General features: G+C 56.9%; 27 protein-coding genes. 1 reads left to right on the top strand and 26 read right to left on the bottom strand.

The window, feature by feature from the left end:
- Positions 1-118 precede the first annotated feature (118 nt).
- The 17 genes from rpsK to rplN all read right to left on the bottom strand — a co-directional run bounded on the left by rpsK (position 119) and on the right by rplN (position 10,427).
- The gene (gene rpsK, locus ACMXX3_RS02345; protein WP_083090739.1) at positions 119-523 is read right to left on the bottom strand and encodes a 30S ribosomal protein S11; all 405 of its coding nucleotides are present in this window, start codon (positions 521-523) and stop codon (positions 119-121) included.
- Between the two features lie 71 nt (positions 524-594).
- Positions 595-963 carry a 30S ribosomal protein S13 gene (rpsM, locus tag ACMXX3_RS02350; protein ID WP_237202258.1) on the bottom strand — a complete coding sequence of 123 codons (369 nt, stop codon included), beginning with the start codon at positions 961-963 and terminating at the stop codon, positions 595-597.
- A gap of 163 nt (positions 964-1,126) precedes the next feature.
- Positions 1,127-1,240 carry a 50S ribosomal protein L36 gene (gene rpmJ / locus ACMXX3_RS02355; RefSeq protein ID WP_004005257.1) on the bottom strand — a complete coding sequence of 38 codons (114 nt, stop codon included), beginning with the start codon at positions 1,238-1,240 and terminating at the stop codon, positions 1,127-1,129.
- A 142-nt stretch (positions 1,241-1,382) separates the two neighbouring features.
- On the bottom strand, positions 1,383-1,604 hold the full coding sequence (gene infA / locus ACMXX3_RS02360) for a translation initiation factor IF-1 (RefSeq protein WP_083090737.1): 222 nt from the start codon (positions 1,602-1,604) through the stop codon (positions 1,383-1,385).
- A 434-nt stretch (positions 1,605-2,038) separates the two neighbouring features.
- The gene (gene rlmN / locus ACMXX3_RS02365; RefSeq protein WP_421083198.1) at positions 2,039-3,220 is read right to left on the bottom strand and encodes a 23S rRNA (adenine(2503)-C(2))-methyltransferase RlmN; all 1,182 of its coding nucleotides are present in this window, start codon (positions 3,218-3,220) and stop codon (positions 2,039-2,041) included.
- A 54-nt stretch (positions 3,221-3,274) separates the two neighbouring features.
- The gene (map, locus tag ACMXX3_RS02370; RefSeq protein WP_421083199.1) at positions 3,275-4,108 is read right to left on the bottom strand and encodes a type I methionyl aminopeptidase; all 834 of its coding nucleotides are present in this window, start codon (positions 4,106-4,108) and stop codon (positions 3,275-3,277) included.
- Between the two features lie 103 nt (positions 4,109-4,211).
- Positions 4,212-4,775, bottom strand: a complete 564-nt coding sequence (locus tag ACMXX3_RS02375; protein ID WP_346875842.1) for an adenylate kinase — start codon at positions 4,773-4,775, stop codon at positions 4,212-4,214.
- Complete coding sequence (gene secY / locus ACMXX3_RS02380; RefSeq protein WP_421083200.1) at positions 4,772-6,082, bottom strand: preprotein translocase subunit SecY; 1,311 nt, start codon at positions 6,080-6,082, stop codon at positions 4,772-4,774. The genes ACMXX3_RS02375 and secY overlap by 4 nt, the downstream gene beginning before the upstream one ends.
- Before the next feature lie 338 nt (positions 6,083-6,420).
- Positions 6,421-6,873, bottom strand: a complete 453-nt coding sequence (gene rplO, locus ACMXX3_RS02385; protein WP_237188196.1) for a 50S ribosomal protein L15 — start codon at positions 6,871-6,873, stop codon at positions 6,421-6,423.
- Between the two features lie 2 nt (positions 6,874-6,875).
- A complete protein-coding gene (gene rpmD / locus ACMXX3_RS02390) occupies positions 6,876-7,085 on the bottom strand; it encodes a 50S ribosomal protein L30 (RefSeq protein ID WP_237208091.1) in 210 nt (69 codons plus the stop codon).
- Complete coding sequence (rpsE, locus tag ACMXX3_RS02395) at positions 7,085-7,768, bottom strand: 30S ribosomal protein S5 (protein WP_237208092.1); 684 nt, start codon at positions 7,766-7,768, stop codon at positions 7,085-7,087. Before rpsE ends, rpmD begins: the two co-directional genes overlap by 1 nt.
- Positions 7,768-8,127 (bottom strand): 50S ribosomal protein L18, encoded by a 360-nt coding sequence (gene rplR / locus ACMXX3_RS02400; protein ID WP_237208093.1) that lies wholly within the window; start codon positions 8,125-8,127, stop codon positions 7,768-7,770. The genes rpsE and rplR overlap by 1 nt, the downstream gene beginning before the upstream one ends.
- A gap of 2 nt (positions 8,128-8,129) precedes the next feature.
- The gene (rplF, locus tag ACMXX3_RS02405; RefSeq protein ID WP_237208094.1) at positions 8,130-8,666 is read right to left on the bottom strand and encodes a 50S ribosomal protein L6; all 537 of its coding nucleotides are present in this window, start codon (positions 8,664-8,666) and stop codon (positions 8,130-8,132) included.
- A gap of 25 nt (positions 8,667-8,691) precedes the next feature.
- Positions 8,692-9,090, bottom strand: a complete 399-nt coding sequence (rpsH, locus tag ACMXX3_RS02410) for a 30S ribosomal protein S8 (RefSeq protein WP_135013745.1) — start codon at positions 9,088-9,090, stop codon at positions 8,692-8,694.
- Between the two features lie 66 nt (positions 9,091-9,156).
- Positions 9,157-9,717, bottom strand: coding sequence for a 50S ribosomal protein L5 (gene rplE / locus ACMXX3_RS02415; protein WP_421083201.1), 561 nt, complete (start codon positions 9,715-9,717; stop codon positions 9,157-9,159).
- Positions 9,717-10,052 (bottom strand): 50S ribosomal protein L24, encoded by a 336-nt coding sequence (rplX, locus tag ACMXX3_RS02420; RefSeq protein WP_237188190.1) that lies wholly within the window; start codon positions 10,050-10,052, stop codon positions 9,717-9,719. The genes rplE and rplX overlap by 1 nt, the downstream gene beginning before the upstream one ends.
- A 3-nt stretch (positions 10,053-10,055) precedes the next feature.
- Positions 10,056-10,427, bottom strand: a complete 372-nt coding sequence (gene rplN / locus ACMXX3_RS02425; protein WP_135013742.1) for a 50S ribosomal protein L14 — start codon at positions 10,425-10,427, stop codon at positions 10,056-10,058.
- 814 nt (positions 10,428-11,241) lie between these two features.
- Between rplN and ACMXX3_RS02430 the strand changes: the two genes are divergently transcribed.
- A complete protein-coding gene (locus tag ACMXX3_RS02430; protein ID WP_421083380.1) occupies positions 11,242-11,415 on the top strand; it encodes a hypothetical protein in 174 nt (57 codons plus the stop codon).
- Positions 11,416-13,382: 1,967 nt separating this feature from the next.
- On the opposite strand, the gene ACMXX3_RS02435 is transcribed toward ACMXX3_RS02430, so the two are convergent.
- Genes ACMXX3_RS02435 through ACMXX3_RS02475 form a run of 9 tightly spaced genes read right to left on the bottom strand, consistent with a single transcriptional unit; the run spans position 13,383 to position 26,702 of the window.
- Positions 13,383-17,378, bottom strand: coding sequence for an amino acid adenylation domain-containing protein (locus ACMXX3_RS02435; protein WP_421083202.1), 3,996 nt, complete (start codon positions 17,376-17,378; stop codon positions 13,383-13,385).
- Between the two features lies 1 nt (position 17,379).
- Positions 17,380-17,592, bottom strand: a complete 213-nt coding sequence (locus tag ACMXX3_RS02440) for an acyl carrier protein (RefSeq protein WP_237185991.1) — start codon at positions 17,590-17,592, stop codon at positions 17,380-17,382.
- Between the two features lie 10 nt (positions 17,593-17,602).
- Positions 17,603-19,312 (bottom strand): (2,3-dihydroxybenzoyl)adenylate synthase, encoded by a 1,710-nt coding sequence (locus ACMXX3_RS02445; protein WP_421083203.1) that lies wholly within the window; start codon positions 19,310-19,312, stop codon positions 17,603-17,605.
- Between the two features lie 6 nt (positions 19,313-19,318).
- On the bottom strand, positions 19,319-20,602 hold the full coding sequence (locus ACMXX3_RS02450) for an enterochelin esterase domain-containing protein (RefSeq protein ID WP_421083204.1): 1,284 nt from the start codon (positions 20,600-20,602) through the stop codon (positions 19,319-19,321).
- 6 nt (positions 20,603-20,608) lie between these two features.
- Positions 20,609-21,409: an ABC transporter ATP-binding protein gene (locus ACMXX3_RS02455; RefSeq protein ID WP_421083205.1), complete on the bottom strand. Its 801-nt coding sequence runs from the start codon at positions 21,407-21,409 to the stop codon at positions 20,609-20,611.
- Positions 21,402-22,391, bottom strand: a complete 990-nt coding sequence (locus ACMXX3_RS02460; RefSeq protein WP_421083206.1) for a FecCD family ABC transporter permease — start codon at positions 22,389-22,391, stop codon at positions 21,402-21,404. Before ACMXX3_RS02460 ends, ACMXX3_RS02455 begins: the two co-directional genes overlap by 8 nt.
- Positions 22,388-23,419 (bottom strand): FecCD family ABC transporter permease, encoded by a 1,032-nt coding sequence (locus ACMXX3_RS02465; RefSeq protein WP_421083207.1) that lies wholly within the window; start codon positions 23,417-23,419, stop codon positions 22,388-22,390. The genes ACMXX3_RS02460 and ACMXX3_RS02465 overlap by 4 nt, the downstream gene beginning before the upstream one ends.
- Before the next feature lie 19 nt (positions 23,420-23,438).
- Entirely contained in the window at positions 23,439-24,434 is a 996-nt protein-coding gene (locus ACMXX3_RS02470) for a plasmid partitioning protein (protein ID WP_421083208.1), read from the bottom strand.
- 9 nt (positions 24,435-24,443) lie between these two features.
- The gene (locus ACMXX3_RS02475) at positions 24,444-26,702 is read right to left on the bottom strand and encodes a hypothetical protein (protein ID WP_421083209.1); all 2,259 of its coding nucleotides are present in this window, start codon (positions 26,700-26,702) and stop codon (positions 24,444-24,446) included.
- Between the last annotated feature and the right edge of the window lie 6 nt (positions 26,703-26,708).

Genomic DNA, 26,708 nt, shown 5'->3' on the forward strand with positions numbered 1-26,708 from the left:
TATGAGCTCACAGGTTGGGAAAAACGAGTGAGGAAGCAGACGAAGCAGTCTGTTCATTGACCGGCTACCGGCAGGTAGCTGGTCGCCCGAGGTTCGGGACGCGTCTAGACGGTGTGGTTTAGACGTGGCGGCGCTTCGGAGGACGGCAGCCGTTGTGGGCAACGGGGGTGACGTCCTGGATGGAGCCAACTTCAAGGCCGGTAGCCTGGAGTGAGCGGATAGCGGTTTCGCGGCCGGGGCCGGGGCCCTTGACGAAAACGTCTACCTTGCGGACACCGTGTTCCTGAGCGCGCTTTGCAGCGGTTTCAGCAGCCATCTGAGCTGCGTAGGGGGTTGACTTACGTGAACCCTTGAAGCCCATTTCACCTGCGGATGACCAGGAAATAACAGCACCAGAGGGATCAGTGATTGAAACGATGGTGTTGTTGAAGGTTGACTTGATGTGTGCCTGACCGGCAACAATGTTCTTGGAAACCTTGCGGCGGCCGGTACGCTTGGCCGCTGCGCGAGTCTTGGGAGGCATTTTTGATTCTCCTACAAAGTTTTGGTTGAAGTGTTGGTCTTAGCTAAGGCGCAAGACTGGAACAACACTGGTTACTTCTTCTTACCTGCGACGGTACGCTTCGGGCCCTTGCGGGTACGGGCGTTGGTCTTGGTGCGCTGGCCGTGTACGGGAAGGCCACGGCGGTGACGCAGACCCTGGTAGCTACCGATTTCGACCTTGCGGCGGATGTCGGCAGCAACCTCGCGGCGAAGGTCACCTTCAACCTTGTAGTTGCCTTCGATGAAGTCACGAAGAGCTACGAGCTGGCTGTCGTCAAGGTCCTTGACGCGGGTGTTGGGGTCAACACCGGTTGCAGCAAGTGCTTCTTTTGCACGGGTCTTGCCCACGCCGTAGATGTAAGTAAGAGCAATTTCCACGCGCTTTTCGCGGGGAATATCGACTCCAGCGAGACGTGCCATGGGGCGTTCTCCTTGTTTTCGCAGAGGTCTGTGACATCACTGCCCGAAGTTGTCTTCGGTCCCCGGCCTCTGTGCCCGGAGGTATCCTGCTTGTGGCAGGAGCGGTGCCATTTTCTGTTGTGCCACCTCGCATGTGGGTGGTCTTTTCAGCGTTGGCTAGTGATTAGCCCTGACGCTGCTTGTGGCGCGGGTTTTCGCAGATCACCATGACCACACCGTGACGGCGGATCACTTTGCACTTGTCGCAGATCGGCTTAACGCTCGGCTTGACCTTCATCGCATTCCTTTGCGTTGATGTTTCAGCTAATGCTTTGGACGGGCGGGGTAAGAGGTTCTGTGTCCGGCTAGCCGGTGGGAGAACTGTTTACCCCTTTTACACGGCGTAAACGCCGCTGCTTAGCGACGTTTGTTGCTCGTGTTTACTTGTAGCGGTAGACGATACGACCGCGGGAGAGGTCGTAGGGGCTGAGCTCGACTACTACTCGGTCCTCAGGCAGGATTCGAATGTAGTGCTGACGCATCTTGCCTGAGATGTGGGCAAGTACCTTGTGTCCGTTGTCTAGCTCAACGCGGAATGATGCGTTGGGCAGTGCTTCGACCACGGTACCTTCAATCTCGATGACGCCGTCTTTCTTGGCCATATCCTCCGCTTTACGTTCGTGCATCCAAGTTTGTCTTGGTTGCTCTTGGTAGTTTGTTTCTGTTTCGGCCGTTATCCCGGTTTCCCGGGTGCCGTCCGCTTGCCTTTTAAGGGCATGGCACAGACAACCAACAATCTAATATACGGCAAAAGCCCCGGAATGTTAATGGTTTTCGCAAAACATAGCGAGCTTCACATTAATATCCGGGGCTTAAGCGCAGGGGCAGGACGCTTCGGCAGCCGACTGGCTGGGGCTGGCATGAATTGGCCGAGCGCCCCGGCGCGAGGCCAAGAAGGTTAGTCGGCTAAGGAGCGTCCTGTCCTGCGTATTTCGTTTAGTCTTCCTTAGCTGCAAGCTGGCCGCAGGACGAAGGCAAAAATTCCGAGCGAGCGAGGAAATAAATTTTTGCTGGAGTCGGTGCCGGAGGCCAGACCTTAGTCTTCCTTTGCCGCCAGCTGGCCACAGGCACCGTCAATGTCACTTCCGCGGGTATCGCGCACGGTGGTGGGGATGCCGTGGGCGCGGAGGCGTTCAACGAAGTTTTGTTCTACGCCCTTGCGGGAGGCTGTCCATTTGGAGCCGGGGGTTGGGTTGAGCGGAATGGGGTTGACGTGTACCCAGCCGCGTCCGCGGGAGGCAAGTTTTTTACCGAGGAGGTCGGCGCGCCAGCCCTGGTCGTTGATGTCGCGGATGAGGGCGTATTCGATGGAGATGCGGCGGCCGGTGGTGCGGTAGTAGTCGTAGGCGGCGTCGAGGGTTTCGTCGACCTTCCAGCGCTGGTTGATGGGGATGAGTTCGTCGCGGAGCTCGTCGTCGGGGGCGTGGAGGGAGAGGGCTAGGGTGATGGGGAGTTTTTCTAGCTCGAATTTGCGGATGCCGGGGACGAGGCCGACGGTGGACATGGTGATACCGCGGGCGGAGATGCCTAGGCCTTCGGGGGCGGGGTCAATCAGGCGGTGGACGGCGCCCATGGTGGCCTTGTAGTTGGCGAGGGCTTCGCCCATTCCCATGAAGACGATGTTGGAGACGCGTAGGGGGCGGGTGTCTTCGGAGCCACCGTCTGCCTGTTCGAGGCCCTTCATGTTTTTGAGGTAGCGGGCACCTGCGATGACCTGTTCGACGATTTCGGCGGTGGAGAGGTTGCGGGTGAGGCCCTGCTGGCCGGTGGCGCAGAAGGGGCAGTTCATACCGCAGCCTGCCTGGGAAGAGATACACATGGTGACGCGGTTCTCGTAACGCATGATGACGGATTCAACCAGGGCACCGTCGAAGAGGCGGTGGACGACTTTGAGGGTGTCTCCCCCATCGGCTTCGAGGGTGCGGACGGTGGTGAGCAGCTGGGGCATGGCGTCGGCAACCATTTGTTCGCGTTCTGCTGCGGGCAGGTCGGTCATCTGGGCGGGGTCGGTGACCAGGCGTTCGAAGTAGTGCTTGGAGAGCTGGGCTGCCCGGAAGGGCTTGTAGCCGAGTTCTTCGAGGAAGGCGCGGCGGCCGGCCATATCGAAGTCTGCGATGTGGCGCGGGGGCTTGCCGCGGCGGGGGGCTTTGAGGATGATCTGGCCGGGTTCGGGTCGGGCGCTGGAGATTTCCAGAGGGACGCTGGTGGTTTCGGTCATGGGGGGTGCTTTCGGTGTGGTGAGGGGCGAACGGGGTGGGTCGGGGTCCGCAGGTTAGGCAGGGATGGGTTTGACGGTAACGCCGAGTTTGGAGAGTTCGGAGGCACCACCGTCTTCTGCGGTAAGTACCCAGATACCTTCAGAGTGGACGGCAACGGAGTGTTCCCACTGGCAGGCGTCTCCCCCATCGACGGTTTTGATGGTCCAGTCATCGTCGAGGGTGACGGTTTCGATTCCACCGGTTACGAGCATGGGTTCAATGGCAAATGCCATGCCTTTTTTGATGCGGGGGCCAAGATCCCGGGCGGCGTAGTTGAGGACGTCCGGAGCCATGTGCATGGAGGTGCCGATGCCGTGACCCACGAAGTCTTCGATAATCCCGTACTTATCGCCGGTTTCTTGGCGGACGAAGTTTTCGATAGCAAAACCGACTTCACCGATTTTCTTGGCGGTAGCAAGAGCAGCGATGCCCTGCCAGAGGGCGGCGCGGGTGACCTCAGAGAGTTCCCGGCGGGCGTCCGATACTTTGCCGATCAGGGCGGTGCGGGCTGAGTCCCCGTGCCAGGTGGTGCCGCGTTCGTCCTGGACGGTGGCACCACCGTCAATGGAGATCATGTCGCCTTCAGCGAGCACCCGGTTCCCGGGGATACCGTGGACAACTTCATCATTGACGGAGGTGCAAATGGTGGCTGGGTAATCGTAGTAGCCCAGGAAATTGGATCCTGCCCCGTATTCAGCCAGGACGCCGCGGAATACCTGATCGAGTTCGGCAGTGGTAACGCCGGGTGTGGCAGCTGCTACGGCTGCGTCGAGGGCACGGGAGGTAATCACTCCAGCCCGGGCCATGTGGGCTAGTTGCCGGTCGGTCTTGTATTCAATGCGGCGCATGGTGTTCCTTTGTGGGCCTGTCGGTTTTCTGTGCAAACTACACTAGTCTGCTTTAAAAACCTGTGCCCCCGCAATGACCGGGGGCACAGGAGAGGGTGGATGCTTACTTGAGAGCGTCCATGATACGGGCGGTAACTTCGTCAATCTCGCCCAGACCATCAATCTGGGTGACGAGGCCACGCTCAGTGTAGATAGCTACGAGAGGGGCGGTTTCCTCTTCGTAGACCTTGAGGCGGTGGCGGATGACCTCTTCGTTGTCGTCTGAGCGGCCTTCCTTAGCGGCGCGGCCCAGCAGACGTTCGACCAGTTCGTCGTTGTCAGCAACCAGCAGGAGGACCTGGCCAATTTCCTGGCCCATGTCTGCCAGGATGGTATCAAGCTCGCCGACCTGGGCGGTGTTGCGGGGGTAGCCGTCCAGCAGGAAGCCGTTAGCGGTGTCGTCCTCTGCCAGGCGGGCCCGGACCATACGGTTGGTGACTGAGTCGGGAACCAGGTTGCCAGAGTCAATGTAGGACTTGGCTTCCTTGCCGAGCTCGGTTTCTTCCTTGATGTTCTTACGGAAGATGTCACCGGTGGAGATGGCGGGGATGTTCAGCTTTTCAGCAATCTTGACAGCCTGGGTACCTTTGCCAGCGCCGGGGGGGCCGATGATGAGAAGACGGTTCATCGCAGTAGTCCTTCGTAGTTGCGTTGTTGGAGCTGAGCGTCGATCTGCTTGACGGTGTCAAGGCCAACGCCAATCACGATCAGCAGTGAAGCACCGCCGAGCGGGAAGTTCTGGTTTACGTTGAAGAGGACCAGGGCGATCAGGGGTAGCAGGGCCAGGACCGCAACGTAAATAGCGCCGGGTAGGGTAATACGGTTCAGGACGTAGCTGAGGTATTCCTGGGTAGGACGTCCAGCGCGGATGCCGGGAATGAAGCCACCGTACTTCTTCATGTTGCCTGCAACTTCTTCAGTGTTGAAGGTGATGGAGACGTAGAAGTAGGCAAAGCCCAGAATCAACAGGAAGTAGAGAACCATGTAGATGGGGTGGTCACCGAGGAGGAGGTAGGTGTTGATCCAGTTAACCCAGGCGGCGGGAGGAGTTCCGTCTGCAGGGGTATTGAACTGGGCAATCAGACCGGGAACCATCAGCATGGATGAGGCGAAGATGATGGGAATAACGCCGGCCATGTTGACCTTCAAGGGGATGTAGGTGGAAGTTCCACCAATGGTTCGACGGCCAATCATTCGCTTGGCGTACTGAACCGGAATACGGCGCTGGGACTGCTCAACGAAGACTACAGCCACAATCAGAAGCAGGCCAACGACCATCACTGCAGCGAAGATTCCCCAACCCTGGGTCTGCAGGATGGAACCGAACGCACCGGGGAAGGAGGCCGCAATTGAGGTGAAGATCAGTAGGGACATGCCATTGCCGACACCCTTTTCGGTGATCTGCTCACCCAGCCACATCACGACACCAGTACCGGCGGTCAGGGCAATGATAATCAGTAGAATATTCCAGACGCCGTCGTTGGGGATGATCGGGAGGGTACATCCCTGAAGCAACATACCAGAACGGGCCAGTGACACGATGGTGGTTGCATTCAGCAGGGCCAGCACAATCGTGAGGTAACGGGTGTACTGGGTGAGCTTGGTCTGGCCCTGGGCACCTTCCTCATGGAGCTGCTGGAAGCGGGGAATAACCACGCGCAACAGCTGAACAATAATGCTCGCAGTAATGTAGGGCATTACACCGAGTGCAAAAATCGAAAGCTGGAGTAGGGCGCCACCGCTAAACAGGTTGATCATGTCGTAGACGCCGCCGGTTGCGGTAATCGTAGACAGACACTGTTGAACGTTGCCGTATGAAACACCAGGTGCAGGGATAAATACGCCCACACGATAAATCACGATAATTGCAAGGGTGAACAGCAGCTTATTACGCAAATCAGGCGTTTTGAAAGCCCGGCCTAAAGCGCTCAGCACTTGTCCTCCTAGCAGAGAAAATCTCTGGTCTTGCCGGGGCCTACCGTAGGTACAACCCGGTCATTTTTACACAATCTCTTTAAGTTTATCCCTAAATGGGAGTGATTGGGATCTTCTCATGCGTGACGTAGCTTTATAACCGTCATGTAATACCCATTTGTGTCTATATTTTTACCCAAACCCCTCCCCTACCTCTTTAGGGGCATCCATATCTTCCCCAAAACCCTCCCCTAACCTCTTTAGGGGCCTGAGGACGTCGTCCTGAAGTTAAGAAAGAGCCCCTCCCACACATGTGGGAGGGGCTCTTCATCTTAGCCACGGTTTTGTGGCTGAGAGACTTACTTGACGGTTACAGAACCGCCAGCAGCCTCAATCTTGGCCTTAGCTGACTCAGAAACCTTGTCAACAGTTACGTTGTAGGCTGCTGAGATTTCGCCGGTACCCAGAACCTTGACGAGTTCGTTCTTGCGAACTGCGCCAGCTGCAACCAGGGCGTCAACGGTGATGTCGCCGCCGCCGGGGAAGAGCTCCGCGATACGGTCCAGGTTAACAACCTGGTACTCGGTGCGGAAGGGGTTCTTGAAGCCGCGCAGCTTGGGAAGGCGCATGTGCAGCGGAAGCTGGCCACCTTCGAAACCGGCGCGAACCTGGTAACGAGCCTTGGTACCCTTGGTACCGCGACCTGCGGTCTTACCCTTTGAGCCTTCACCGCGGCCTACGCGGGTCTTAGCCTTGTGGGCACCCGGAGCCGGGCGCAGATCGTGAATCTTGATAGCGTCGTTGTTTGCCATCTTTACTTGACCTCCTCAACCTGAACCAGGTGAGCTACGGTGTTGACCATGCCACAGGTGACGGCGTCAGCGGTGCGAACAACCTTGTTACCGGGGCGCTTGAGGCCCAAGGAACGGAGGGTGTCACGCATGTTCTGCTTTTCACCGACGTAGGACTTGATCTGGGTGATTTCCAGCTTAGCGTCGCTGGGCTTAATACGCTTACCGGTCATTACGCACCTGCCTTTTCAGACTTAGCGCCACGCAGGAAGCCGGGGATAACCTCGTCCTGGGGCAGACCACGGCGGGCAGCAACTGCTACAGGCTCTTCGAGCTGACGCAGGGCCTCGATGGTCGCGTGGACAATGTTGATCTGGTTGGATGAACCGAGTGACTTGGACAGAACATCGTGGATGCCTGCTGCTTCAAGTACGGCGCGGACGGGACCACCAGCAATAACACCGGTACCAGCGGTTGCGGGACGCAGCATAACTACGCCTGCAGCAGCTTCACCCTGAACGCGGTGAGGAATGGTGCGGCCTTCAATGCGGGGTACGCGGAAGAAGTTCTTCTTAGCTTCTTCAACACCCTTGGAGATGGCGGCAGGAACTTCCTTAGCCTTACCGTAGCCGACGCCAACCATACCGTTACCGTCACCAACAACGACGAGTGCGGTGAAGCTGAAGCGACGACCACCCTTGACGACCTTGGAGACGCGGTTGATGGTGACAACGCGCTCGATGAACTTGTCCTTCTCTTCTTCGCGGCCGCGGTTGTTGCGACGCTCGCCGCGGTTACCGCGACGTTCGCCACGCTCGTTGCGGCGGGCTTCGCGCTTCTCGGAAGTTTCAGCGGTAGCTTCTGCGGTTGCTTCAGTCACCTGAGTTTCCTTTTCGTTTACAGTCTGCTCGCTCATTAGAGTGCCAGACCTCCTTCGCGTGCGCCTTCAGCTACTGCTGCGACACGGCCGTGGTACTTGTTACCACCGCGGTCGAAGACAACAGCTTCGATGCCTGCAGCCTTGGCACGTTCGGCAACGAGTTCGCCGACGCGCTTTGCCTTTGCAGTCTTGTCCAGTTCTGCACCGCGCAGTTCAGCTTCCATGGTGGAAGCGTATGCGAGGGTCAGGCCCTTGGTGTCGTCAATGACCTGAACGAACATGTGACGAGCTGAGCGGGTGACAGACAGGCGGGGGCGTGCTGCGGTGCCTGAAACGTACTTGCGGACGCGTGCGTGACGACGTGCGCGCTGTGCTGACTTAGTCTTTACAGCCATTGTTACTTACCAGCCTTTCCGACCTTGCGACGGATCTGCTCGCCTTCGTAGCGAACGCCCTTGCCCTTGTAGGGATCAGGCTTACGCAGACCGCGGATGTTAGCTGCAACCTGGCCCACCTGCTGCTTGCTGATACCGGAAACGGTCAGCTTGTTAGCGCCCTCAACAGCGAAGGTGATACCCGCAGGTGCTTCGATGGTGATGGGGTGTGAGTAGCCAAGTGCGAACTCGAGGTCGGAACCCTTAGCGGTTACGCGGTAACCGGTACCAACGATTTCGAGCTTCTTGGAGTAGCCCTCGGTAACACCGATGATCATGTTCTGGATCAGGGTGCGGGTCAGACCGTGCAGTGAACGTGATGCACGCTCATCGTTCGGGCGGGTTACGGTGATAACACCGTCTTCGAGTGCAACAGCGATGGGAGCTGCAACTTCGTGGGTCAGCTCGCCCTTTGCACCCTTTACGGCAACCAGGTTGCCATCAATCTTTACCTCAACGCCGGCAGGAACCGAGATGGGGAGACGTCCAATACGTGACATTCTTCTTCCTTTCTCTTCTTACCGACTACCAGATGTAAGCGACGACTTCGCCGCCAACACCCTTCTTCGCAGCCTGCTTGTCAGTGAGCAGACCTGAAGAGGTTGACAGGATTGCGATGCCGAGGCCACCGTGAACCTGGGGCAGGTTGGTGGACTTTGCGTAAACACGCAGACCCGGCTTGGAAATGCGGCGAACGCCTACGATGGAGCGCTCACGGGAGGGGCCGAACTTGAGTTCGAGGGTCAGGGTCTTACCGACCTTTGCTTCCTCTTCCTTGAAGTCGGCGATGTAGCCTTCTGCCTTGAGGATCTCGGCAATACGAGCCTTAAGCTTTGAGTAAGGCATTGACACGGTGTCGTGATGTGCTGAGTTTGCGTTACGCAAACGGGTCAGCATATCTGCGACAGGATCTGTCATAGTCATGGTGGGCTGAGCCCTTCCTCGTTATGGTTTCCTCACCTTTCAAGGTGCGGACCTATAACGTAGTCGTTACTGGGTCTTGAAGGGGAAGCCGAGTGCCTTCAGAAGCGCACGGCCTTCATCGTCGGTCTTTGCGGTGGTAACCACGGTGATGTCCATACCGCGAACGCGATCGATGGTGTCCTGATCGATTTCGTGGAACATGGACTGTTCGGTCAGACCGAAGGTGTAGTTACCGTTACCGTCGAACTGGCGATCCGAGAGGCCGCGGAAGTCGCGGATACGGGGAAGGGCCAGGGTGACGAGGCGGTCGAGGAATTCCCACATGCGATCGCCACGGAGGGTGACGTGTGCGCCAATGGGCTGACCTTCACGCAGCTTGAACTGTGCGATGGACTTCTTCGCGCGGGTAACGAGCGGCTTCTGACCGGTGATAGCGGTGAGGTCGCGGATAGCACCATCCATGAGCTTCGCGTCCTTAGCAGCTTCACCAACACCCATGTTCACGACGACCTTAACGATCTTCGGTGACTGCATGACGTTCTCGTACTTGAACTCTTCCTGCAGGGCGGGGGTGACTACTTCGTTGAACTTAGTCTTGAAACGAGGGGTAATCTTTGCTTCGGTCATTAGATGTCCTTACCCGAGCTCTTGGCAACGCGCACGCGGATGGTGCGTTCCTTGCCATTGCGCTCTACGGTCTCGAGGCGGTAACCAACGCGGGTCGGCTTCTTGGTCTCGGGATCAACAATTGCAACGTTTGAAACGTGAATCGGTGCCTCAACCTTTTCGATGCCGCCGGCTTCGCCGGTCATGGGGTTTGCCTTGTTGTGCTTGGTGACGATCTTGACGCCTTCTACCAGCACGCGCTGGGTCTTAGGGAATACCTTAAGAACCTTGCCCTGCTTACCCTTATCTGCACCTGAAATGACCTGTACCAGGTCGCCAGACTTGATCTTAGCCATGAGTTAGAGCACCTCCGGAGCAAGTGAAATGATCTTCATGAACTTCTTGTCGCGCAGTTCGCGGCCAACAGGTCCGAAGATACGGGTGCCACGGGGGTCACCATCGGTGTTCTTGAGAATAACTGCTGAGTTCTCGTCGAACTTGATGTAGGAGCCGTCGGGACGACGAACTTCCTTCTTGGTGCGGACGACAACCGCCTTAACGACGTCGCCCTTCTTGACGGTACCGCCGGGGATTGCATCCTTGACGGTTGCGACAATGATGTCGCCAATGCCTGCGTAACGACGCTTTGAGCCACCGAGAACACGGATGGTCAGGATTTCCTTCGCACCGGTGTTGTCAGCAACCTTGAGTCGTGACTCCTGCTGAATCATATTTCTCCTGTCGTCTCGCCGGTTCCGACACGCGTATAGTGCGAGCCAGCCTTGCGGAACATTTCTACGGGATGTTGACGCGCCGGTCTCTCATAGCCTGTGTAGGGTGGAGAGTTGGCGGACACGCCTGGGCCCTAACCATGCCAACGAACATCTAGACCCGCGTGAGCGGGCGAACCCCGCCAGGTAGCGGCATTATGTTGTGGCACGGTAAGAACCGTGGTTGTGTGGGCATAGAGAACCACACAGAATCAAAACTCTACCAGTTGATCAGCACTTAGAAAAGAGACCTTCCCTACAAAGAGTCCTAGCAGCACGTTGTTTTCAACACATCTTGCAACCTCGTAAATGCCTCAGGGTGGGGAGCCTCCCGTTGGAGACTCCCCACCCTGAGCCAATGTGTGGAGTTACTACTGAGTGATGTTGTACCGCCTACCGTGCTACAGCTTAGGAAGCGCGACGGCGAGCGACGAATACCGCCCAGCCTGCAACCAGTACAAAGGCACCGATTCCTGCTAGTGCAGCAACCGAAGCGCCGGTCTGAGCCAGGCTACCACCGCTGGCCTGCTTACCTGTCTGCTGGGTGGATGCTCCCACCTGAGAGCTAGTTGCACCACTGGCACTCTGGTTAGCTCCTGCCACCTGCTGCTGTGAGCCTGCTGAACCATTGCCAGCCTGCCCTGTTGCTTCTGCGCTGGGTGCAGAGCTGGGGTCAGGGTTGGGGGCACCGGTCGGTTCTGTGCTGGGTGAAGCCGTAGATCCTTCGGTGGGCTGAACAGACGGCTCAGCGCTGGGAGCAACTGTTGGCTCAACGCTGGGAGCAACTGTTGGCTCAACGCTGGGAGCAGCAGTTGGCTCAACGCTAGGTGCCTGGGTGGGCTCAGCACTAGGAACCGGGGTGGGCTCAGCACTAGGAACCGGGGTGGGCTCAACGCTAGGTGCCGGGGTAGGCTCAATGCCTACAGCTGAGTCTACGAAGGTTCCGTAGCCGGCAAAAGCTGCCAGTGTTGAAGCAACTGTGGTGGCTTGGGGAGCTCCACAAGTGGTCTGAGGAGCCGGAGCTACAGTAACCTCCACGGGGATGCTTCGTGGCTGGTCCCCGTCCTTTAGGCTACCGGTGAGCACTCGCACCCTATGGGTTGATCCAGCCAACCAGGCGTTGTTGGAGTTCTCCGCGGTGGGCACAGGCAGGGTGACAGAGAATTTGCCTTGCGCTTCAGCTTCAATAGTCCGAACGACGTTGCCCTCACCATCGTTCATCTGGGTTGCCCTGTCGTCATACAGAAGACCCAATACTGAGCCACCACCGGAGGGGTGGGTGAATCCGGTTCCAGTGAGGGTCATCTGGCCATTTTCAGAAACGTTTGTAACAACCAGCTTTGCCCCATCAGCGCTGGAGCCTTCAAAACTATTGATTGCTTCAGCCGGTGTAACCGCCTGACCTGCCACTGTGCCATTGTCGGTAACTACGAACTTTGTCATGGCATGAGCGTTGATGGGTGTAGCTTCAACCTCCTGCCAGTCGGCAGGTTGTCCCTCTGCAGCAACATTCCGCAGGCCCTTGATTTCAGTTGAGGCAGTAACGTATTTGCCGGTCTTGTAGTCAAGGGTAAAAGGTACTTCCACACCGGTAAAGGCGGTTCCGCGCTCAAGACCGATAACACCGTGGGGGGTTACAACAACGTCGTTTGCCCCCATGCCTTCGCCGACGGTACGTGTTACGGTGCTGGCAATTCGGTCAGTTTGCCCGTCGATGACGTAGTAGGAGCCGGTGGCTAGGTCGGTTGCATAGACCAGGTCTCGGGCTTCGTCAGCGTCAATGGAAAGCCCCTGGGTCCCAAAATTGATCCAGTTCTTGAAGGCACCGGTGGTCTTATCATAGACCCCAACGCCTGCGTTGACGCCCTTGGATCCCTGGCTTGATACATAGAGTTCGTTGAGTGAGCGATCAAAGGTGACATCTGATGCGACGAGGTTTGCACTGGCGTCGTTACCCTGCAGGGCAAATTCATTGACGACAGTAAGCGTATTGAGGTCGACAACAACCAGCTTAGGGGTGCCAAAGACAGGGAAATAGCCTAGGCCTGCTTCATCATCCAGGGCGAAATTCATGACGCTTGCGGCCCGGCCAGAAGTGTCACTGACGGGAATGGTTGCAAGATGCTGGTAGGTGGCGCCATCTAGAACGACGATAGCCCCCTGGGTTCCGATGAAGACTTTGCCCTGCGAGGCCCGCACTTCGCGCGGATGGGCGGTTGTGATGGCCTGGCCCTCAGGAAGACCCAAGGTCGTAAAGACCTGCTTCATGGTGGTCTGGTCAAAGGCCGTCACACTGTTAGTGCGGGTATTGGTGACCCACACGGTGCCGTTGACGTCATCTACTCCAACGCCGTAGGCACCCGCGACCTGGAATCCAGCAGGGTTTTCCCCTTCCCAACCACGAGGTGAGTAGCTGGCAGTGTTTAGACCGACAGTGTGGGTAATTTGCATGGTTGCCGGGTCAACCTTTGCAAGGGTTGAGGTCATGATAGGTGGACGCCCGCTAGAACCTGTAACCCACAGGGTATCGTTTGCCGCTGAGTACCCCAGCTGGTACTGCCCGGGCAGGCCCTGGTACTGGGTTGAGGCAACGTTAAACGCTCGGAAGGTGCAGTTCTGGGCAGGATCATTTGCAAATGCGCTCTCTGCTGAGGTGACAGGAGCAACCAGAAGAGCACCGAGCATCATTGCTGTTGCACTACCGGTAAGAAGGAAGCGGGAGCGGGTACGGCGGGGTGTCTGATGAGTGAGTTTCATCTGTCCTCTTAATACATGTGTGGTGGGGCAGGGCAACGAGGCCCAATTAGGATACATTCAGCGTTATATAAGGATAGCCTTACCGAATACATAGTTAAGTTTTACCTAATTAATGACTGGAGGCAAGCATTTTTCCACATTAGGTCATATTTTTCTTTCTTAATTGGCAGGACCTTGCAGAATTAGCTCAATCAGAGCCGCTTTCAGCACGTCCGTATGACCCCCCTCAGCCACGACAAGCTCGTAATCTGAGCAATACGCCTTCCAGGCCTGGCCGGGGGCACCTGCATCCAATGTCTGCTGAGCCGCTAGTAGAACGAGGGGAGCTTCAAGAGGGGAAGGAGTTCCCTGACGAACCCACTCCATCGCTTTTTGAACCAGCTTCAAACAGACCTGTAATCGCTCAGGCGGCAAAGAGCCAAGGGCACTACCACTTAGCCTCAGGGCCTCTATGACACCAGCTTCTGTCAGGTCTTCCTGCTGTAGCTCTAGGCCACCCAATCTCGCAATAGCCCGCCAGCGGTCTTCCTCTTGGGCAGGAGGGAAGGTCCTCCAGTAGGACTGGGGGTAGGCGTCCAGAACAAGAACTTTCTGGGGAGGAAGCCCCCTTGCCTCCAACCTGCAAGCCAATTCTTGTGCCATCATGCCGCCTAAAGACCAACCCACGAGAGTAGCTCCCCGCAGGTTAGAGTTCTGCATCTCAAGCAGTCTTTCAAGGGCCCTACCAGCTGCCTCCGTGAGAGAAGATGACTCCCCTCTGCTGGCCCCAGAATATTCTTCAGCCTGAATCAGAAAAACCGGGCTGCTCTCAGGAACTGCTGAAAGCAAAGGAGCATAGCACCAGCCCAACCCTCCTGCTGGAGGCAGAAAGATGACGGGGGCACCGCCGTCTCCAGAACGCAGCATCAAGCAGGGATCAAAATCGTCCAATTCCTCCTGAAACATGCTGGCAGCAAATCCCTCGGGCGTAGGGTTGGCAAAAATACTCACCACAGAAACCTCACACCCGAATTCTTGACCCAGCTCCTCTGCCAGAACCATGGCCAGTAAGGAGTGACCACCAGCCGAGAAAAAGTCAGTAGCAGCCCCCACCTCCTGCCCTAGGACACGACTAAAGACCCGGCAACACCGTTCAACCGTAAAACTTGGTGGGGGTACTTCCCCAACTTCTTCCTCCGGCAGGGGATAGCCCATCAGCTGGGAGCGGTCAATCTTCCCATTAACAGTCAGCGGAAGATTCTCAAGAACCTGCCAGTGGGTAGGAATCATGTAGTCACTCAGGTGCCGGGCAGCATGGTTCCGGGCAAGATCTACCGCTTCCTCAGAGCCCATTCCGGGAGCCGCCTCGACAAAGGCGAGGAGGTACTCCTTAGCCCCTTCCTGACGGTAGATAAGGCAGCTGCTGGCAAGAGAAGGGGCTTCAGAAAGAACAGTCTCAATTTCTGTAAGTTCAACCCTTTGGCCCCGGATTTTTATTTGGTGGTCTAGCCGCCCCCGGTAATACAGCAGGTTATCTTTGCCCCACACCACAACATCGCCTGTGGCGTATACCGGTTGACCGAAATCGTCAGACGAAAAAGCTGCAGCTGTCATATCTGGCCGGTTAAGGTAGCCGTCACTCACCTGCACTCCGTGCAGGTAGAGCTCACCGCGCATCAGCGGTGGGCACAGCTGGCCCGCTGCATCCCGAATCGATACTGCAGTATTCCATACAGGTTTCCCCATGGGCACAAGATCAGGCACCTGCCCGAGATCCAGGCAGTAAGCCGTGACGTCAATTGCAGCTTCAGTCGGCCCATAAAAGTTATAGATTTTTGCGCCCATCACCTGGTGGGCCTGCCGAACCAAGGATGCTTCAAGAGCCTCCCCGGAACACACTAGGGCCCGCGGCCCATCCCATCCTTGCATGAGCTCTTGCGCCTGCTTCGACCTCACAAAGGCTGCCAGCATACTTGGCACAAAGTGAAGCACATCAATTGCAGAACTCCTGATAATCCTCGCTAAATAGGCGGGGTCGCGGTGCCCCCACGGGGCGCAAAGCACAGTTTTCGTCCCTTGGGTCACTCCCCAATAGAGCTCCCAGATATGAACGTCAAAGGAAATAAGAGTCTTATGCAAGACCCGGTCTTCCTGCCCTAGGCTAATGAGCTGACTCTGCCAGGCGAGGCGGTTGTGGAGGGCTAGGGCTTTAACACCCACGCCTTTGGGGCGGCCGGTAGAACCGGATGTAAACAAGATATAGGCCAGCTCATCAGCACCAAGAGTCAGCCCCTTCATCGCAGCGAGATCACCCTCAGCTTCCCTATCTTCAAGATGTTCCGGGAAGCTCATGACCTTCACCCCGTACTCTTGGGCTAGGTCTTCAAGCTGCAGCTGACTCAAGTAATCGCTGCTCACAACTAACTCAAGTTCGGCATCCTGACACATGCTACGAACCCTGCTACCCGGAAGCGAAGGCTCAAGGGGAACATAGACCGCTCCAAGATAGGTTAGAGCAAAAACCACAACCATGAACTCGAGGCTGCGGTGGCCCCGGACCCCGACCCTGCTCCCCCGGTCTACTCCCCAGCTAGCCAGTTCAAGAGCCAAACTCATGCTGCTATTTCGAAGCTGGGCATAAGTCAGTTCCCGTTCCCCCTGAAAATTCCAGGAACCCTGCTGGTAGGCAGGAGCCTCAACAAAAGCTACCTGATGAGGGATTTCCTGTGCCTTCTGCTCCAAGATAGCTGCAAGGGGCTTAAAATCTAGGTCAACGTGCTCCCCCTCCAAAGACTCCAGCAGAACTTCATCGCCTGGACTCAGCAAAGACAGAGAGTCCATAGAACCATCGTCGAGGGCAATCTGAGCCCACTTGCCTAGCCAATGAACAAGTCGCTGCGCTAAAGCATCAGCATCTTGGGCCAGGAGCAGATCAGCATTGATGTCGATTTCTACCGAAAGCTCATGCCCCCGATAGGGCATCCCGCGGACGGTCACGGTCATATGGGGAACCGGCCCGGCTGCCACGTTGATAACGCGCCCTCTCCCTGCGCTGCCGGCACTAAAGTGGGCATCGAAGGGTACGATATTAATCTGGGCTCCCCCCAGCAGTACCCCTTCCTGGGAGGCGCGTGCCTGCAGATCTTCATAGGGCGCAAGGGCATGTTCGGCGTTATATTTCATCCCAGCTTGCACCGCTTCTAGCGCTTTCCGGGCCTTACCACGGGCAGGGCAGACAAGCGGAAGCAGGTTCACAGCACTCAAAGCTGTTTGAGCACTCAGCCGAGGAGGGAGCCCCGGTATCAGCCGGTTCATTTGCGGAACCAGAGCCCGGAAGGAGTCAACCCCCTGATGCCTGCCCAGAAAAGCACCTACTGCCGCAACCATCATGTGCGGCCAAGAAGCCCTCGTGAGGTCACCAATTTTCCGGTAGGTGCTCTGCAACTCAGAAGAGAGTGGGACTCGAACACGCACAACGTCATTTGCTCCCCCTGGGCCACCAGCACCAGGAGCAACATCCAGGCTCGGGTCCTCACCCCAGGCAAGCTCCGGTAGTTTCTGCAGGTAGGCGGCACGCTGAATCTCCAGCTCCTGCTGAAGGTGAGCGTCTTCTTCAGCAAGCTCAGCCAGAGAAGGACGCTTGTGGAAAGTCAGTACTGCGCCAGCCTCTAGCTGGCTGTAGGCAGAAAAAATCTGCCGCAGGATCTCATAGGCAGCAAAACCGTCAGCAAGGAGGTGGTGAACGGAATGATAAAACCAGTGCTGGCCGTTGACCTGCACCAGGGCAGAATCGAGTCCCTGCCCCTGGCACACGGGCATGGGTTTTTGGCGCCGTTGCTGGGCCCAGGCTAATACGGTTGCTTCTTCATCTCCCGGTGTTGCCTCAAGGGATAGCTCTTCTAAAATCTGTAGACGCTGACTATGCTCCTCCGCTGGAAGCGCAGCCCACACCACCTCCCGCTGGCCCTGGCCCCTATCCCCTAGCTCAATGACAGTTCTTAGGGTTTCGTGTTCCGCATAAACTGCTCGGATAGCTCGTCGCAGGAGCCCTGCGTCCAAGAGGGTTTCAAACATTATCAGCTCAGCTGTGATGTAGCTAGAACCTTCAGGCTCAAGCTCAGTAGCAAAAAAGATTCCCTGAGCAGAACGAGGAAGAGGGTACCAGGTCAGTGACATCTTAGGCAGTCGCCTCCCTCAAAAAGTGAAGGGTGGGATGGGCAACTAAGTCTGTAAATTCAATCTGATACCCGGCAGATGCCAGGTCATCGAGTAAGAGGAAAGCCCCCATTGAATCTAGACCTGCATCAAAAATATTGCTAGACGGCTCAAGATCCTGTGAGCCCTGGGGAAGATAGGCGGCGAGAAGTTCTTTTAGCTGGTCAAGTGACATAGGAGCGTCCTTACTGTGAGTGCTTGGGGCCGAGCAGCTCTTGTGCGAGCTGGGACCTGAGATCTTTTCGTGAAATTTTTCCAACATTGGTCAGGGGTAGGTCATTGAGGACGAAAACCTGGTCTGGGAGTTTGTACTCACTCAGCCCTAACGCCCGAAGCTGCTTCCTCACCGACTGCACGGTGGGGCGCTGGGCTGCTTCCTGAAGGGTGAGAGCCAGACCCACCTTTTCCCCTAGCCGTTCATCTGGGATGCCGATAGCAATAGCGTCCTTGATATCTGCCAACTGCAGGGCAGCGTCCTCAAGCTCATCAATCGATATCTTTTCTCCTGCGCGATTAATCTGGTCTTTGATACGGCCTACCATTTCAAGGTTTCCCAGCCCGTCAATCTTCACCAAATCCCCAGTGCGGTAGAAGCCATCTTCAGTAAAGTTGGCCCCTGACTGGGTGCCAGCACCGTAGTACTGACGGATGGTATAGGGGCCGCGGGTCAGCAATTCCCCTACCTGGCCGGTGCCGACCTCCCTACCCCGTTCATCTACGACCTTGATTTCATCGTGGGGGCTAATGGGTCGGCCCTGGGTGGAACACACTGTTTCGGGATCATCGCCCAACCGGGTGTAATTCACCAGCCCCTCTGCCATACCAGCGACCTGTTGCAGGGTTGCCCCTAGCTGAGGCGTAATTTTTCGGGCCAGGGTAGGAGATAACTTGGCCCCACCTACCTGAATAACTTTTAAACTGGGCAAGCTCAGCGAACGACGCTCAGCCAAGAGCAACCAGCTCTGTAGGAGCGGGGGCACTAAGGAAACCTGGGTTACCTGGTGGCGTTGAATCAGGGCAAAAGAGGTTTGGGGGCTAGGGTCGTGGGCAAAGACCAGGGTCGCTCCGCGGTATAGAGAGCCTAGAATACCTGGCGAGCTCATGGTGAAGTTATGGGCAGCAGGGAGCACCACGAGGTTAGTTGTCTCTTCTGTTACCCCACAAATTTCTGCTGAGGCACGAACGGAGTAGAGATAATCTGCGTGGGTTCGGGGAATGAGTTTGGATAGCCCGGTGGTTCCGCCAGAGAGTTGGAAGAGGGCCGTATTTTCGCTGAGGATTCTTGCCCCGCGGTCGGCTATTGGCTGATCATACTTCAGGTCTTGTTCCTGATGGACAGCAGGTGCCTGGGTCAGGTCTAGGGCCTGGGGAGGTTCTACCCCTTCTTTTTGGAGTTGCTTACTGTAGTCGGCGTAAAGAGCCCAGTAATCTGTGTTTTCTGCGCCTTGGGCAAAGAGGTGCAGGGCTGCATCTGTGGTTCGCGCATAGTGGGCCAAATCTTGAGCACGGTGTTTCGGGAGGGCAAAGATGGGCAGGGTACCGGCAATAAAAGCCCCAAGCATATAGGCGAGAAATTCAAGGGTGTTAGGAAGCTGTAAGATGACGCGATCGCCCGGGCTAATGCCGAAGCTCCGGATATGGTGGGCAGCTGTATGGGCTTCCTGCTCTAGCTGCCGGTAGGTCCAGCTCTGAGTTTCGGTGCTGGATACCGGGTAGTTTCCCCGGGTACTAATTCCATGGGCGGCAATGTTATCGGGGTATTTTTTGAAGATATTTTCTATAAATTCGGGGAAAGTCTCTGGCTGGTAGTAGCCAGCCTCCCGATAGGTACGGGCAAACTCTTCGGGCATGGGGGCGATGGGCTGTAGGGGGCTGCGGGCCGACGTCTTTGTCATGGGGTGTTAGCTTTCGTTTTGAGGGGCAGGAAAGATTTGGATTAAGTAGCCCACGAGGCTGTTTCTCCAACAGGCGTAGTCATGGCCACCGTTATATGTCGTGAGTTGGGCGTCAATCCCTGCTGTGTGGGCAGCTTGTACAAAATCCTGGTGGGGTTCGAGGAGTACCCATTCTTGGGTTCCGCATTCTAGGTAGAGTCGGATTTTTTGCCTTTGGGAGGGAGGCAGGGTGGAGCTGGCTTTCTCCAGGGCTTGTTCTGCGGAGGGGTTCCACAGGGAGGCTGACTGGCTTAGGGCAATTCCAAAGATTTGGGGGTAGGTAAGGACGCCGGTGAGGGCAGCGAGCGCACCGAGGCTTTGGCCCACAAGGACGGTCCGTTCTGGGCGGAGTCTGAGGGCGTATGTGTGAGCCAGGTGGGGCAGCAGGCCGGTGGCGATCTCTGCCAGCAGGGGGCTGTCTTGTCCGAGTTGTTTCCAGCGTTGTTCGCGGCCGCCGGAGTGGATCAGCAGCAGGTAGTGGTCTTGTAGTTTTTCGTCCTTGACTGCTTGAGCACTTGCTGCGGGCAGGCCTTGGTGGGACCATATTTCTCCGTCAAAGATGATGAAGAGTGGCGAGGTATCGGTGGGGACGCCAATGGGAAGGAGTTCGTAGTCTAGGGCGCCTTGATCGGGGTGGAGTTTTTGGGGGGTGTATGTGTTCCAGTGAGGCTGATAAGGTACACGATAGTCAGCTGGATAGGGGGCATTTGGGGCCTGCTGCAGCTCAACGACGGAGAGCAGGTTACCTCCCCTGTTCGGGCAGTGGCGGGGGTTGGCGGGGTCTGCCTGGCCGGCGTCGAGTGCTGCCCTCAGCTGGGGGTGGTGGGTGCTACTGAGCCAGGCGGGTTGCTGGCCTTGAGGGGTGGGTAAGAAGCAGTACGAGGCTCGCCAGTTATTTTCTAGCTCAAAGGAGGCATACCAGTAGGGGGTTGCAGGGATTTTTTCGAGAAGTGTTGCTTCAAGATTAGTCTCATCTGTCAGCCGATTTGCGAACAGGAGCACTGATTCTAGGGGCTCTGTTTGAGTGTAGATAAAGGTGACGATGCTGTGGTTAGGCTTGCTCGTTTCAAGGAGCGGTAGCTGATGCATCAGGTGGCTGATCTGGGTGCTGAGGTCTTGGTCCGTCAAGTACCCGGAGTTTCGTGCCTCCAGGAGGGCTGAGATACGGGGTGAGGTGGTTCTAGGGACGGGGCTAGGACGGGGACGTTTGGGAGGTTGGGGGGTCTGGTTCATGGCTACTGGATGTTTCATGAAGGTCTAGGGGTTGCGGGTATCGTGGGGAATCATGAGCGGGGTATGGCTATGGGGGTCGGTGATGATACTGGCCTTGATGTCAAAGACCTGTTCAATGATTTGCGGGGTGACAATCTCTTGGGGTGGACCTTCTGCCATGATTGTTCCGGCTTTCATCAGGATGAGGTGAGTGGCGTAGCGGAAAGCCAGGTTGAGGTCGTGTAGCACCAGCAGAAGCGTTTTCCCCTGCCGGTGAAGTTCAGCTGCCAGATCAAGCACCTGGAGCTGGTGAGTGATATCCAGGTAGGTGGTGGGCTCATCGAGTAAAAGCAGGGGTGTGTCTTGGGCTAGGGTCATTGCTATCCACACTCTTTGTCGCTGGCCGCCGGATAGCTCTTGTAGGGTTCTGTCTTTGAGGTCTGCTATGCCGCAGGCATCCATGGCTTCTTGGCAGATACGGTGGTCTTCTCTCCGCATTCTTCCCAGGAAGCCTTGGTAGGGGTAACGTCCTAGAGCCACGACGTCCGCGACGGCGACGGAGTCTGGCGCGTGGGGGCTCTGGGGTAGTAGGGCTAGAGTCTGGGCTATTGACCGGTTTGATAGGTCTGTAATTTTCTGCCCTTGAAGATATATTTCTCCTGCTGTTGGCTGGTGGATTCTCGCAAAGGTCTTGAGAAGAGTTGATTTGCCGCAGGCATTAGGACCTAGAATCACGGTTAGCTCTTCGCGAGGGATTGAGCAGTTGATACCGTGAAGTACGGGGTGCTTCTCGTAGGCGACATGGAGGTCTTTGGCTTCTAGCGCACTCTCGTTTAACTTACTCACTGCTGTCCTTACGTCGTGCTCTGTAGATGAGGAAAATGAGGTACAGGCCGCCGAGGGCTCCGGTGACGACTCCGACTTGGAGGGAGGTAGGGAAGGCAAACTGGCCTAGGGCGTCTGCCGCTAGGGTGATGAAGGCACCCGTGCAGGCTGCTGTGCCTAGGTTCCCAGCTGCTTGGTGGCTCAGATGACGGGCGATATGAGGAGCTGCAAGAGCAACAAAGGCAATGGGGCCAGTCAGTGCTGTTGCTAGGGCGACCAGGAGCACTCCCAGAATGAGGCTTATTAGCCTGACGCTGGCTACTGGCACCCCGATGCCCTGGGCCAGGGTATCCCCGTAGTTGAGGGTCCGCAGGGGCCTGGCAAGCCAGAGAAGTAGCGGGGCTACCAGGGCAAGCGGGAGAGCTAGAAGGGCTACTTTGCCCCAGGTCATACTGTTCAGGGAGCCTGCCAGCCAGGCTGCTGCTGTTTGAGCTTGTGTCACAGAGGCCTGCACTACTAGCAGGGAGTTTACTGCCGCTAGGGTTGCGCCTAGCCCCAGGCCAACCAGGATCAGTTGAAACCCTTCAAGGCCTCTTGATCGAGTAAGCAGATAGACCGCGCAGGAGGTGGTAGCTCCTCCTACGATTGCGCCTAGGGCAGTACCCCAGGGACTGGTTCCCCACACAATCATGGCGCAGAGGGCCCCGGTAGCTGCCCCGTGCGTGAACCCTATGACGTCAGGGGATCCCAGAGGGTTGCGGGTGATGGTTTGGAAAATTGCCCCCGATAGTCCCAGGGCAGCTCCTACGAGGAGGGCAGCTAGTATTCGGGGAGCTCGAATTTCCCGGACGAAATAGCTTCCCAGCCCTGTTTCGGAGCCGCTGAGGGCAGCTACAACGTCTGTAACTGTGAGGTTGTAATCCCCCTGCATCAAAACCCACAGTCCGAGGAGTAAAGAGCTAAGTAGGGCGGAGAGGGTGACGGCTCGGATGCGGTAGGTCATAGCTCGCGTACCTTTCGTCGAGACATCAGGGCCAGGAAGAGAGGGCCTCCAAGCAGGGTGGTGATGATTCCTACCTGAATTTCTGCAGGCGCCATGATAGTGCGAGCACAAACGTCACTTGCAATGAGCCAGGCGGGACCTGCCAGCACAGCCCCTGCAGTCACCCAGCCCACCTTGTTGCCCAGAAGGGTTCGGAGGATAAAAGGTACCGCTAGCCCAACGAAGGCAAGAGGGCCAATCGCGGCGGTTGATATTGCCGCTAGGAGAGACACCGTCAGTAATGTAAGGCAGGTAATTTTTTTCACTGAGGTTCCCAGCGCCAGTGCAGCTTCTGCCCCGAGCGCTAGCGTACGCAGGGAGGGAATGAGCCAAAATCCTAGGATCAGAGCTAAGCCAACGAGAACGGAGGTGGGAAGCAGCACCTCATACCCGCGTCCTTCAAGGGACCCAGCTGCCCAAAAACGAAATTCGTTATAGGCCGTCTGATTAGCAAGCAGGAGTGCCTGAGTGATGGCGGTCAGGGACGCTGCCAAAGCAACACCGGCCAAAATAAAACGCGACATCGACTGCCCTTTTGAGCTACCCAGGGCAAAGACTGCCCCCACGCTCACCAAAGCTCCCATGAAAGCAGCGCCCATGAGAGTCAGGATGGGGAGGGGCCCCAAAATCACCACGGCAAGAACCACGGCTAAAGAGGCTCCCGCGTTGACCCCCAGAAGACCGGGATCAGCAAGCGGATTGCGCGTCAGGGTTTGCATCAGGGATCCAGCGACAGCCAAAGCTGCCCCGCACACCAGGGCAAGGAGGGTACGCGGGATTCGCTGGTCCCAAACAATGGTGTAGGCAGGGCTAGTGCTATCCCCTGCAAGAGCAGCCCATATGTCTTGGCCTTCTAAGGCGTTAGAACCGAACCTCAGGGATAGCAAAAGAGTCAGACCCAGCACAGCCGCACAGACCGTCAGCACCAGGTATCTCCGAGGGGCTAGGGCTTTGTCTCGCAGGCGCGAGCGCACAGGTGAGGTAGTCATACGGTGGTTTCAGGAGAGCTTATTTCTCAGAAGTCTTGTGACGACGCAGCAGGACGAAGGCAGCCACGATGATTGATGCCCCAAAGACAAGCGCACCCACCCATGGGAAGGTTCCCAGCTGAGCGATACTTGCTGCAGACTCTTCTTCGGGTTCCTGGCTTGCGCTGGCTTGGGCCTGAGCTGACGCTGTTGAGCTTTCACCGGCGGTTGGGCTCATCGTGGCTGATGGGCTGGCCTGCTGACTTTCGGGGGCTGAAGCTGTGCTTGTTTCTTGTGCTAGCAGGGCTTCATATTCTTCTTGGCTAATAGGATTACCCTCAGCATCGAGGTAGATGGTGGTTCCGTCTGCTGCGGTGTCGGTGCTGACGGTAGCCACGCTAGATTCAGCTGATGAGGAAGTAGTCTCCTGGTTCTGGCTATCTGTTGTGGCCGGGTTAGTAGCCATCTGGTTCTGGTTAGAAGTTTCAGCCTGGGCTACGTTTTCTTCGATGCTATTGATGACGCTCGGATCAACGTTGACGGTCGTACCACCGCTTGATGATTCGTTCACACCCGAGATGGTAAATTCGGGCGATCGGTTGGTGTAGCCCTTTGACCCCTGATAGTTGCCGTCCGCATCGTACATAATTTCTGTGGCCAGGAAGCGGAGGGTATGGGGCCCTTCGCTCAGTTCCTTCGAGAGGATGAAAGAACCGGAAGCGGTACCGTTACTCGATATTTTTTGCTGGTGGACGACGCAGGCGCCTTGGGCAGCGTCTGAGGGGCAGGCTGCACCGTCATCAACCTTGATGTAGAGCTGTTCGCCTGCGGGGAAACCGGAGACTGAGAAGGTGAGAGTATCGCCTGCCTGAAGGCTTGCAGGTGAAACGCTAGAACTGGTGCCGGGGGTATTGGAGGTTGCGGCTCCGCCCGGAGGTAGGGCATGGGCAGGTGCCAAACCTACTGGACCGCATAAGGCGGCTACTCCTAGACCAAGCGCAACGCAGAAGACTCTCATCTTGGGGAAAACAGACATACTTCTTCCTTATGACTTTTTCTTTTGGCGGGTGAGGGCGAGGGTGGCGAGCAAAACTGCTGCAGCTGCGCACAGCAAGAGGTTATTGGGGTCAAGGAGCGAGGAGCTTCTGGTTGTTGCCGGGTTTTCGGCTTGAACAACAGAGCTATTGCTTGTTTCGGGCTGCTCGGTGACCTTTCCTGGGGCTGGTGGTGTGCTGGCAGGTTTTACGGTGGGGCTCGTGACGGGGCTGGCCACATTCTGACGAGGGGCGGGGGCCCGCAGCACCTGAGAAGGCAGCGAGGCCAGCTGGCTGACTGGGACGTTCATTCCACCAGCTGTGGTGGCAGATGAACCTAATGGGCTGTGGGCGACAGATTCAGCTAGGCTGTAGCCAGCTGCAGCTGAAACAGGGAAGGCTGAGAGGTTGCCGGTTGCCCCGCTCACCTGGGATTGGCTGGGTCGAGTAGCCGGGGTGGACGCAGTCTCCTGATGAGCTTCTGCGACAGTGAGGGACGCCCAACCCAGCAGGGCACCAAAATTTTCTAGCTCCCCGCTTTGGGCGACAACCTGGTAGTCACCTGCTGCTAGATCTTCCGGTAGCAGGTAGCTCACAGACTTATTGGCATCTAGTTGGACCCAGCCTGAGCCCCAGTTGCTCCGCACAGACCCACCGATATAGGGATTAATCATCACCCACTGGCCGGCCTCTGCCCCGGGTACGGTTACGCTCATATTTCTACCCGTGAGTTGGGCCGTCATATGACCTTGAGAAGCAGCTGATAGGTCTTCGTTTGAGAGCGTATCTGGAATGGCATGAGGAGAATACCGCCCAATCACGAAGTCCAGTTTTCCGACGCCGCCTAAGGTAACGGCCCGGTCCCCTGGAGCAAGAGAGCCAGAGAGCACTCGCAGCGAGTGGCTACCCTCTGCCAGAGCAGGGGAAGAACTTGCTGTAGTTCCGTCAGGCAAGTCGATGGTGGCGTCGATGCGGCCGGTGGCGGGATCCGGGTGCAAAATAGCCCAGATTGTACGATTCGAGTGAAGGGACGTATCAAGTCGACTGATTCCACCGTCATCAATTTTCACCGCAACTGTGGTTGCCCGCTGGTTTTCGGTATTGCACCAGCCCTCACCCACGACACGAAGTTTCCCACCCAGTTCAACGGTGGGGTTGACGATTTCAAAGGTGGGATTATCCAGGTCTGTGGTGCAGACGGTCTGATGGTCATCATCGCTAGGAAGAGAACCAGCTACCCCGTTGACCGGTATTGGTTCAGAGCGGACAGAACGAGTCACATCGGCTTCAGCGTTTCGCCCGGACTGGATGAAGACTGCCAGGTAGTCCCCTGCTGAGCCTTTCTGTACTTCTTCAGGCAGTTCAAGTTCAATATCGAAGCTACCGTCAGCGTCAATAGCTAGTAGCCCCTGGTCAGGTTGGGCACTCTCTGCATCTGGGATGAGCAGGCCCCAGCTCGTAGGATCTGCTGCCCGCCCGACAGACTGCAAATAGGATGAAATCGCCCTATCGGTTCGTTCATACTGGCGAACCTTGCCTTCTGCATCCAGATATTCCAGTTTGATCGATACTGTTGAAGCGCTGGTGCCATCCTCTCTAGTCCAGCCCTGCCCAATCAGTCGAATGGTGGCTTGCTCCCCTGTTGTTACAGGTGAGATACGCACCTGTGCAGAACCGGCTGTTACAGAAGGCCAGGTTGATGTGTCCTCAAGGCTTGTCGAGGGAACAGTAAATGAGGCAGCTACAGAACCAGGGGAATCACCGTCAGCCAGCGAACCTGCCAGGGCCTGAAGTGTGTGAGAGCTGCCTGCCTGCCAGTCTGCGTCCTGCACCTTGGCTGTTGTAGAGTCTGGCAGCTTGATATTGACGTTAAAGGTACCGTCGGGTGCTGCCACCGTATAGAAGTTGACGTTTGCAAAACGGGCTTCGGTCAGGGGTTGTCCGGTCAGGGGGTGAGCCGGAAGCTCATGATTGAAGACCGCTCCCCCATCCCACTTAAAGGCAACCACGGCACCGCGGTCTGGGGCTGTTGAGGTCCAGCCACTACCGGTCACCGTCACCGTTCCATCATCGTTCAGCACCTGGCTTACAGTTACCTGCTTGGTAGCGTTGGTTTCTTGGGCAATAGCCAGGCTACTTCCTTCCAAAAAAGCAGCAGGCGCCAGGATTGGCTGCAGGACGAGACCTGAGGCGGCAACACTTGCGGCCAGGGCAAGCCCGGTGAGGGTCGGCAGGTACTGAACGGAAGACAAACTTTGTGGTGTTTTCATGGTATG

Source organism: Rothia nasimurium, from assembly GCF_049068285.1.
Classification (GTDB): Bacteria; Actinomycetota; Actinomycetes; order Actinomycetales; family Micrococcaceae; genus Rothia; species Rothia nasimurium_I.

What these genes read in the sequence shown, in the direction of transcription:
- rpsK (WP_083090739.1), bottom strand. Translation starts at nt 523, where the DNA reads ATGCCTCCCAAGACTCGCGCAGCGGCCAAGCGTACCGGCCGCCGCAAG.
- rpsM (WP_237202258.1), bottom strand. Translation starts at nt 963, where the DNA reads ATGGCACGTCTCGCTGGAGTCGATATTCCCCGCGAAAAGCGCGTGGAA.
- rpmJ (WP_004005257.1), bottom strand. Translation starts at nt 1,240, where the DNA reads ATGAAGGTCAAGCCGAGCGTTAAGCCGATCTGCGACAAGTGCAAAGTG.
- infA (WP_083090737.1), bottom strand. Translation starts at nt 1,604, where the DNA reads ATGGCCAAGAAAGACGGCGTCATCGAGATTGAAGGTACCGTGGTCGAA.
- rlmN (WP_421083198.1), bottom strand. Translation starts at nt 3,220, where the DNA reads ATGACCGAAACCACCAGCGTCCCTCTGGAAATCTCCAGCGCCCGACCC.
- map (WP_421083199.1), bottom strand. Translation starts at nt 4,108, where the DNA reads ATGCGCCGCATTGAATACAAGACCGACCGGCAACTAGCCCACATGGCC.
- ACMXX3_RS02375 (WP_346875842.1), bottom strand. Translation starts at nt 4,775, where the DNA reads ATGAACCGTCTTCTCATCATCGGCCCCCCCGGCGCTGGCAAAGGTACC.
- rplO (WP_237188196.1), bottom strand. Translation starts at nt 6,873, where the DNA reads ATGGCAAACAACGACGCTATCAAGATTCACGATCTGCGCCCGGCTCCG.
- rpmD (WP_237208091.1), bottom strand. Translation starts at nt 7,085, where the DNA reads ATGACCGGTAAGCGTATTAAGCCCAGCGACGCTAAGCTGGAAATCACC.
- rpsE (WP_237208092.1), bottom strand. Translation starts at nt 7,768, where the DNA reads ATGAGCGAGCAGACTGTAAACGAAAAGGAAACTCAGGTGACTGAAGCA.
- rplR (WP_237208093.1), bottom strand. Translation starts at nt 8,127, where the DNA reads ATGGCTGTAAAGACTAAGTCAGCACAGCGCGCACGTCGTCACGCACGC.
- rplF (WP_237208094.1), bottom strand. Translation starts at nt 8,666, where the DNA reads ATGTCACGTATTGGACGTCTCCCCATCTCGGTTCCTGCCGGCGTTGAG.
- rpsH (WP_135013745.1), bottom strand. Translation starts at nt 9,090, where the DNA reads ATGACTATGACAGATCCTGTCGCAGATATGCTGACCCGTTTGCGTAAC.
- rplE (WP_421083201.1), bottom strand. Translation starts at nt 9,717, where the DNA reads ATGACCGAAGCAAAGATTACCCCTCGTTTCAAGACTAAGTTCAACGAA.
- rplX (WP_237188190.1), bottom strand. Translation starts at nt 10,052, where the DNA reads ATGGCTAAGATCAAGTCTGGCGACCTGGTACAGGTCATTTCAGGTGCA.
- rplN (WP_135013742.1), bottom strand. Translation starts at nt 10,427, where the DNA reads ATGATTCAGCAGGAGTCACGACTCAAGGTTGCTGACAACACCGGTGCG.
- ACMXX3_RS02435 (WP_421083202.1), bottom strand. Translation starts at nt 17,378, where the DNA reads ATGTCACTGACCTGGTACCCTCTTCCTCGTTCTGCTCAGGGAATCTTT.
- ACMXX3_RS02440 (WP_237185991.1), bottom strand. Translation starts at nt 17,592, where the DNA reads ATGTCACTTGACCAGCTAAAAGAACTTCTCGCCGCCTATCTTCCCCAG.
- ACMXX3_RS02445 (WP_421083203.1), bottom strand. Translation starts at nt 19,312, where the DNA reads ATGACAAAGACGTCGGCCCGCAGCCCCCTACAGCCCATCGCCCCCATG.
- ACMXX3_RS02450 (WP_421083204.1), bottom strand. Translation starts at nt 20,602, where the DNA reads ATGAAACATCCAGTAGCCATGAACCAGACCCCCCAACCTCCCAAACGT.
- ACMXX3_RS02460 (WP_421083206.1), bottom strand. Translation starts at nt 22,391, where the DNA reads ATGACCTACCGCATCCGAGCCGTCACCCTCTCCGCCCTACTTAGCTCT.
- ACMXX3_RS02465 (WP_421083207.1), bottom strand. Translation starts at nt 23,419, where the DNA reads ATGACTACCTCACCTGTGCGCTCGCGCCTGCGAGACAAAGCCCTAGCC.
- ACMXX3_RS02470 (WP_421083208.1), bottom strand. Translation starts at nt 24,434, where the DNA reads ATGTCTGTTTTCCCCAAGATGAGAGTCTTCTGCGTTGCGCTTGGTCTA.
- ACMXX3_RS02475 (WP_421083209.1), bottom strand. Translation starts at nt 26,702, where the DNA reads ATGAAAACACCACAAAGTTTGTCTTCCGTTCAGTACCTGCCGACCCTC.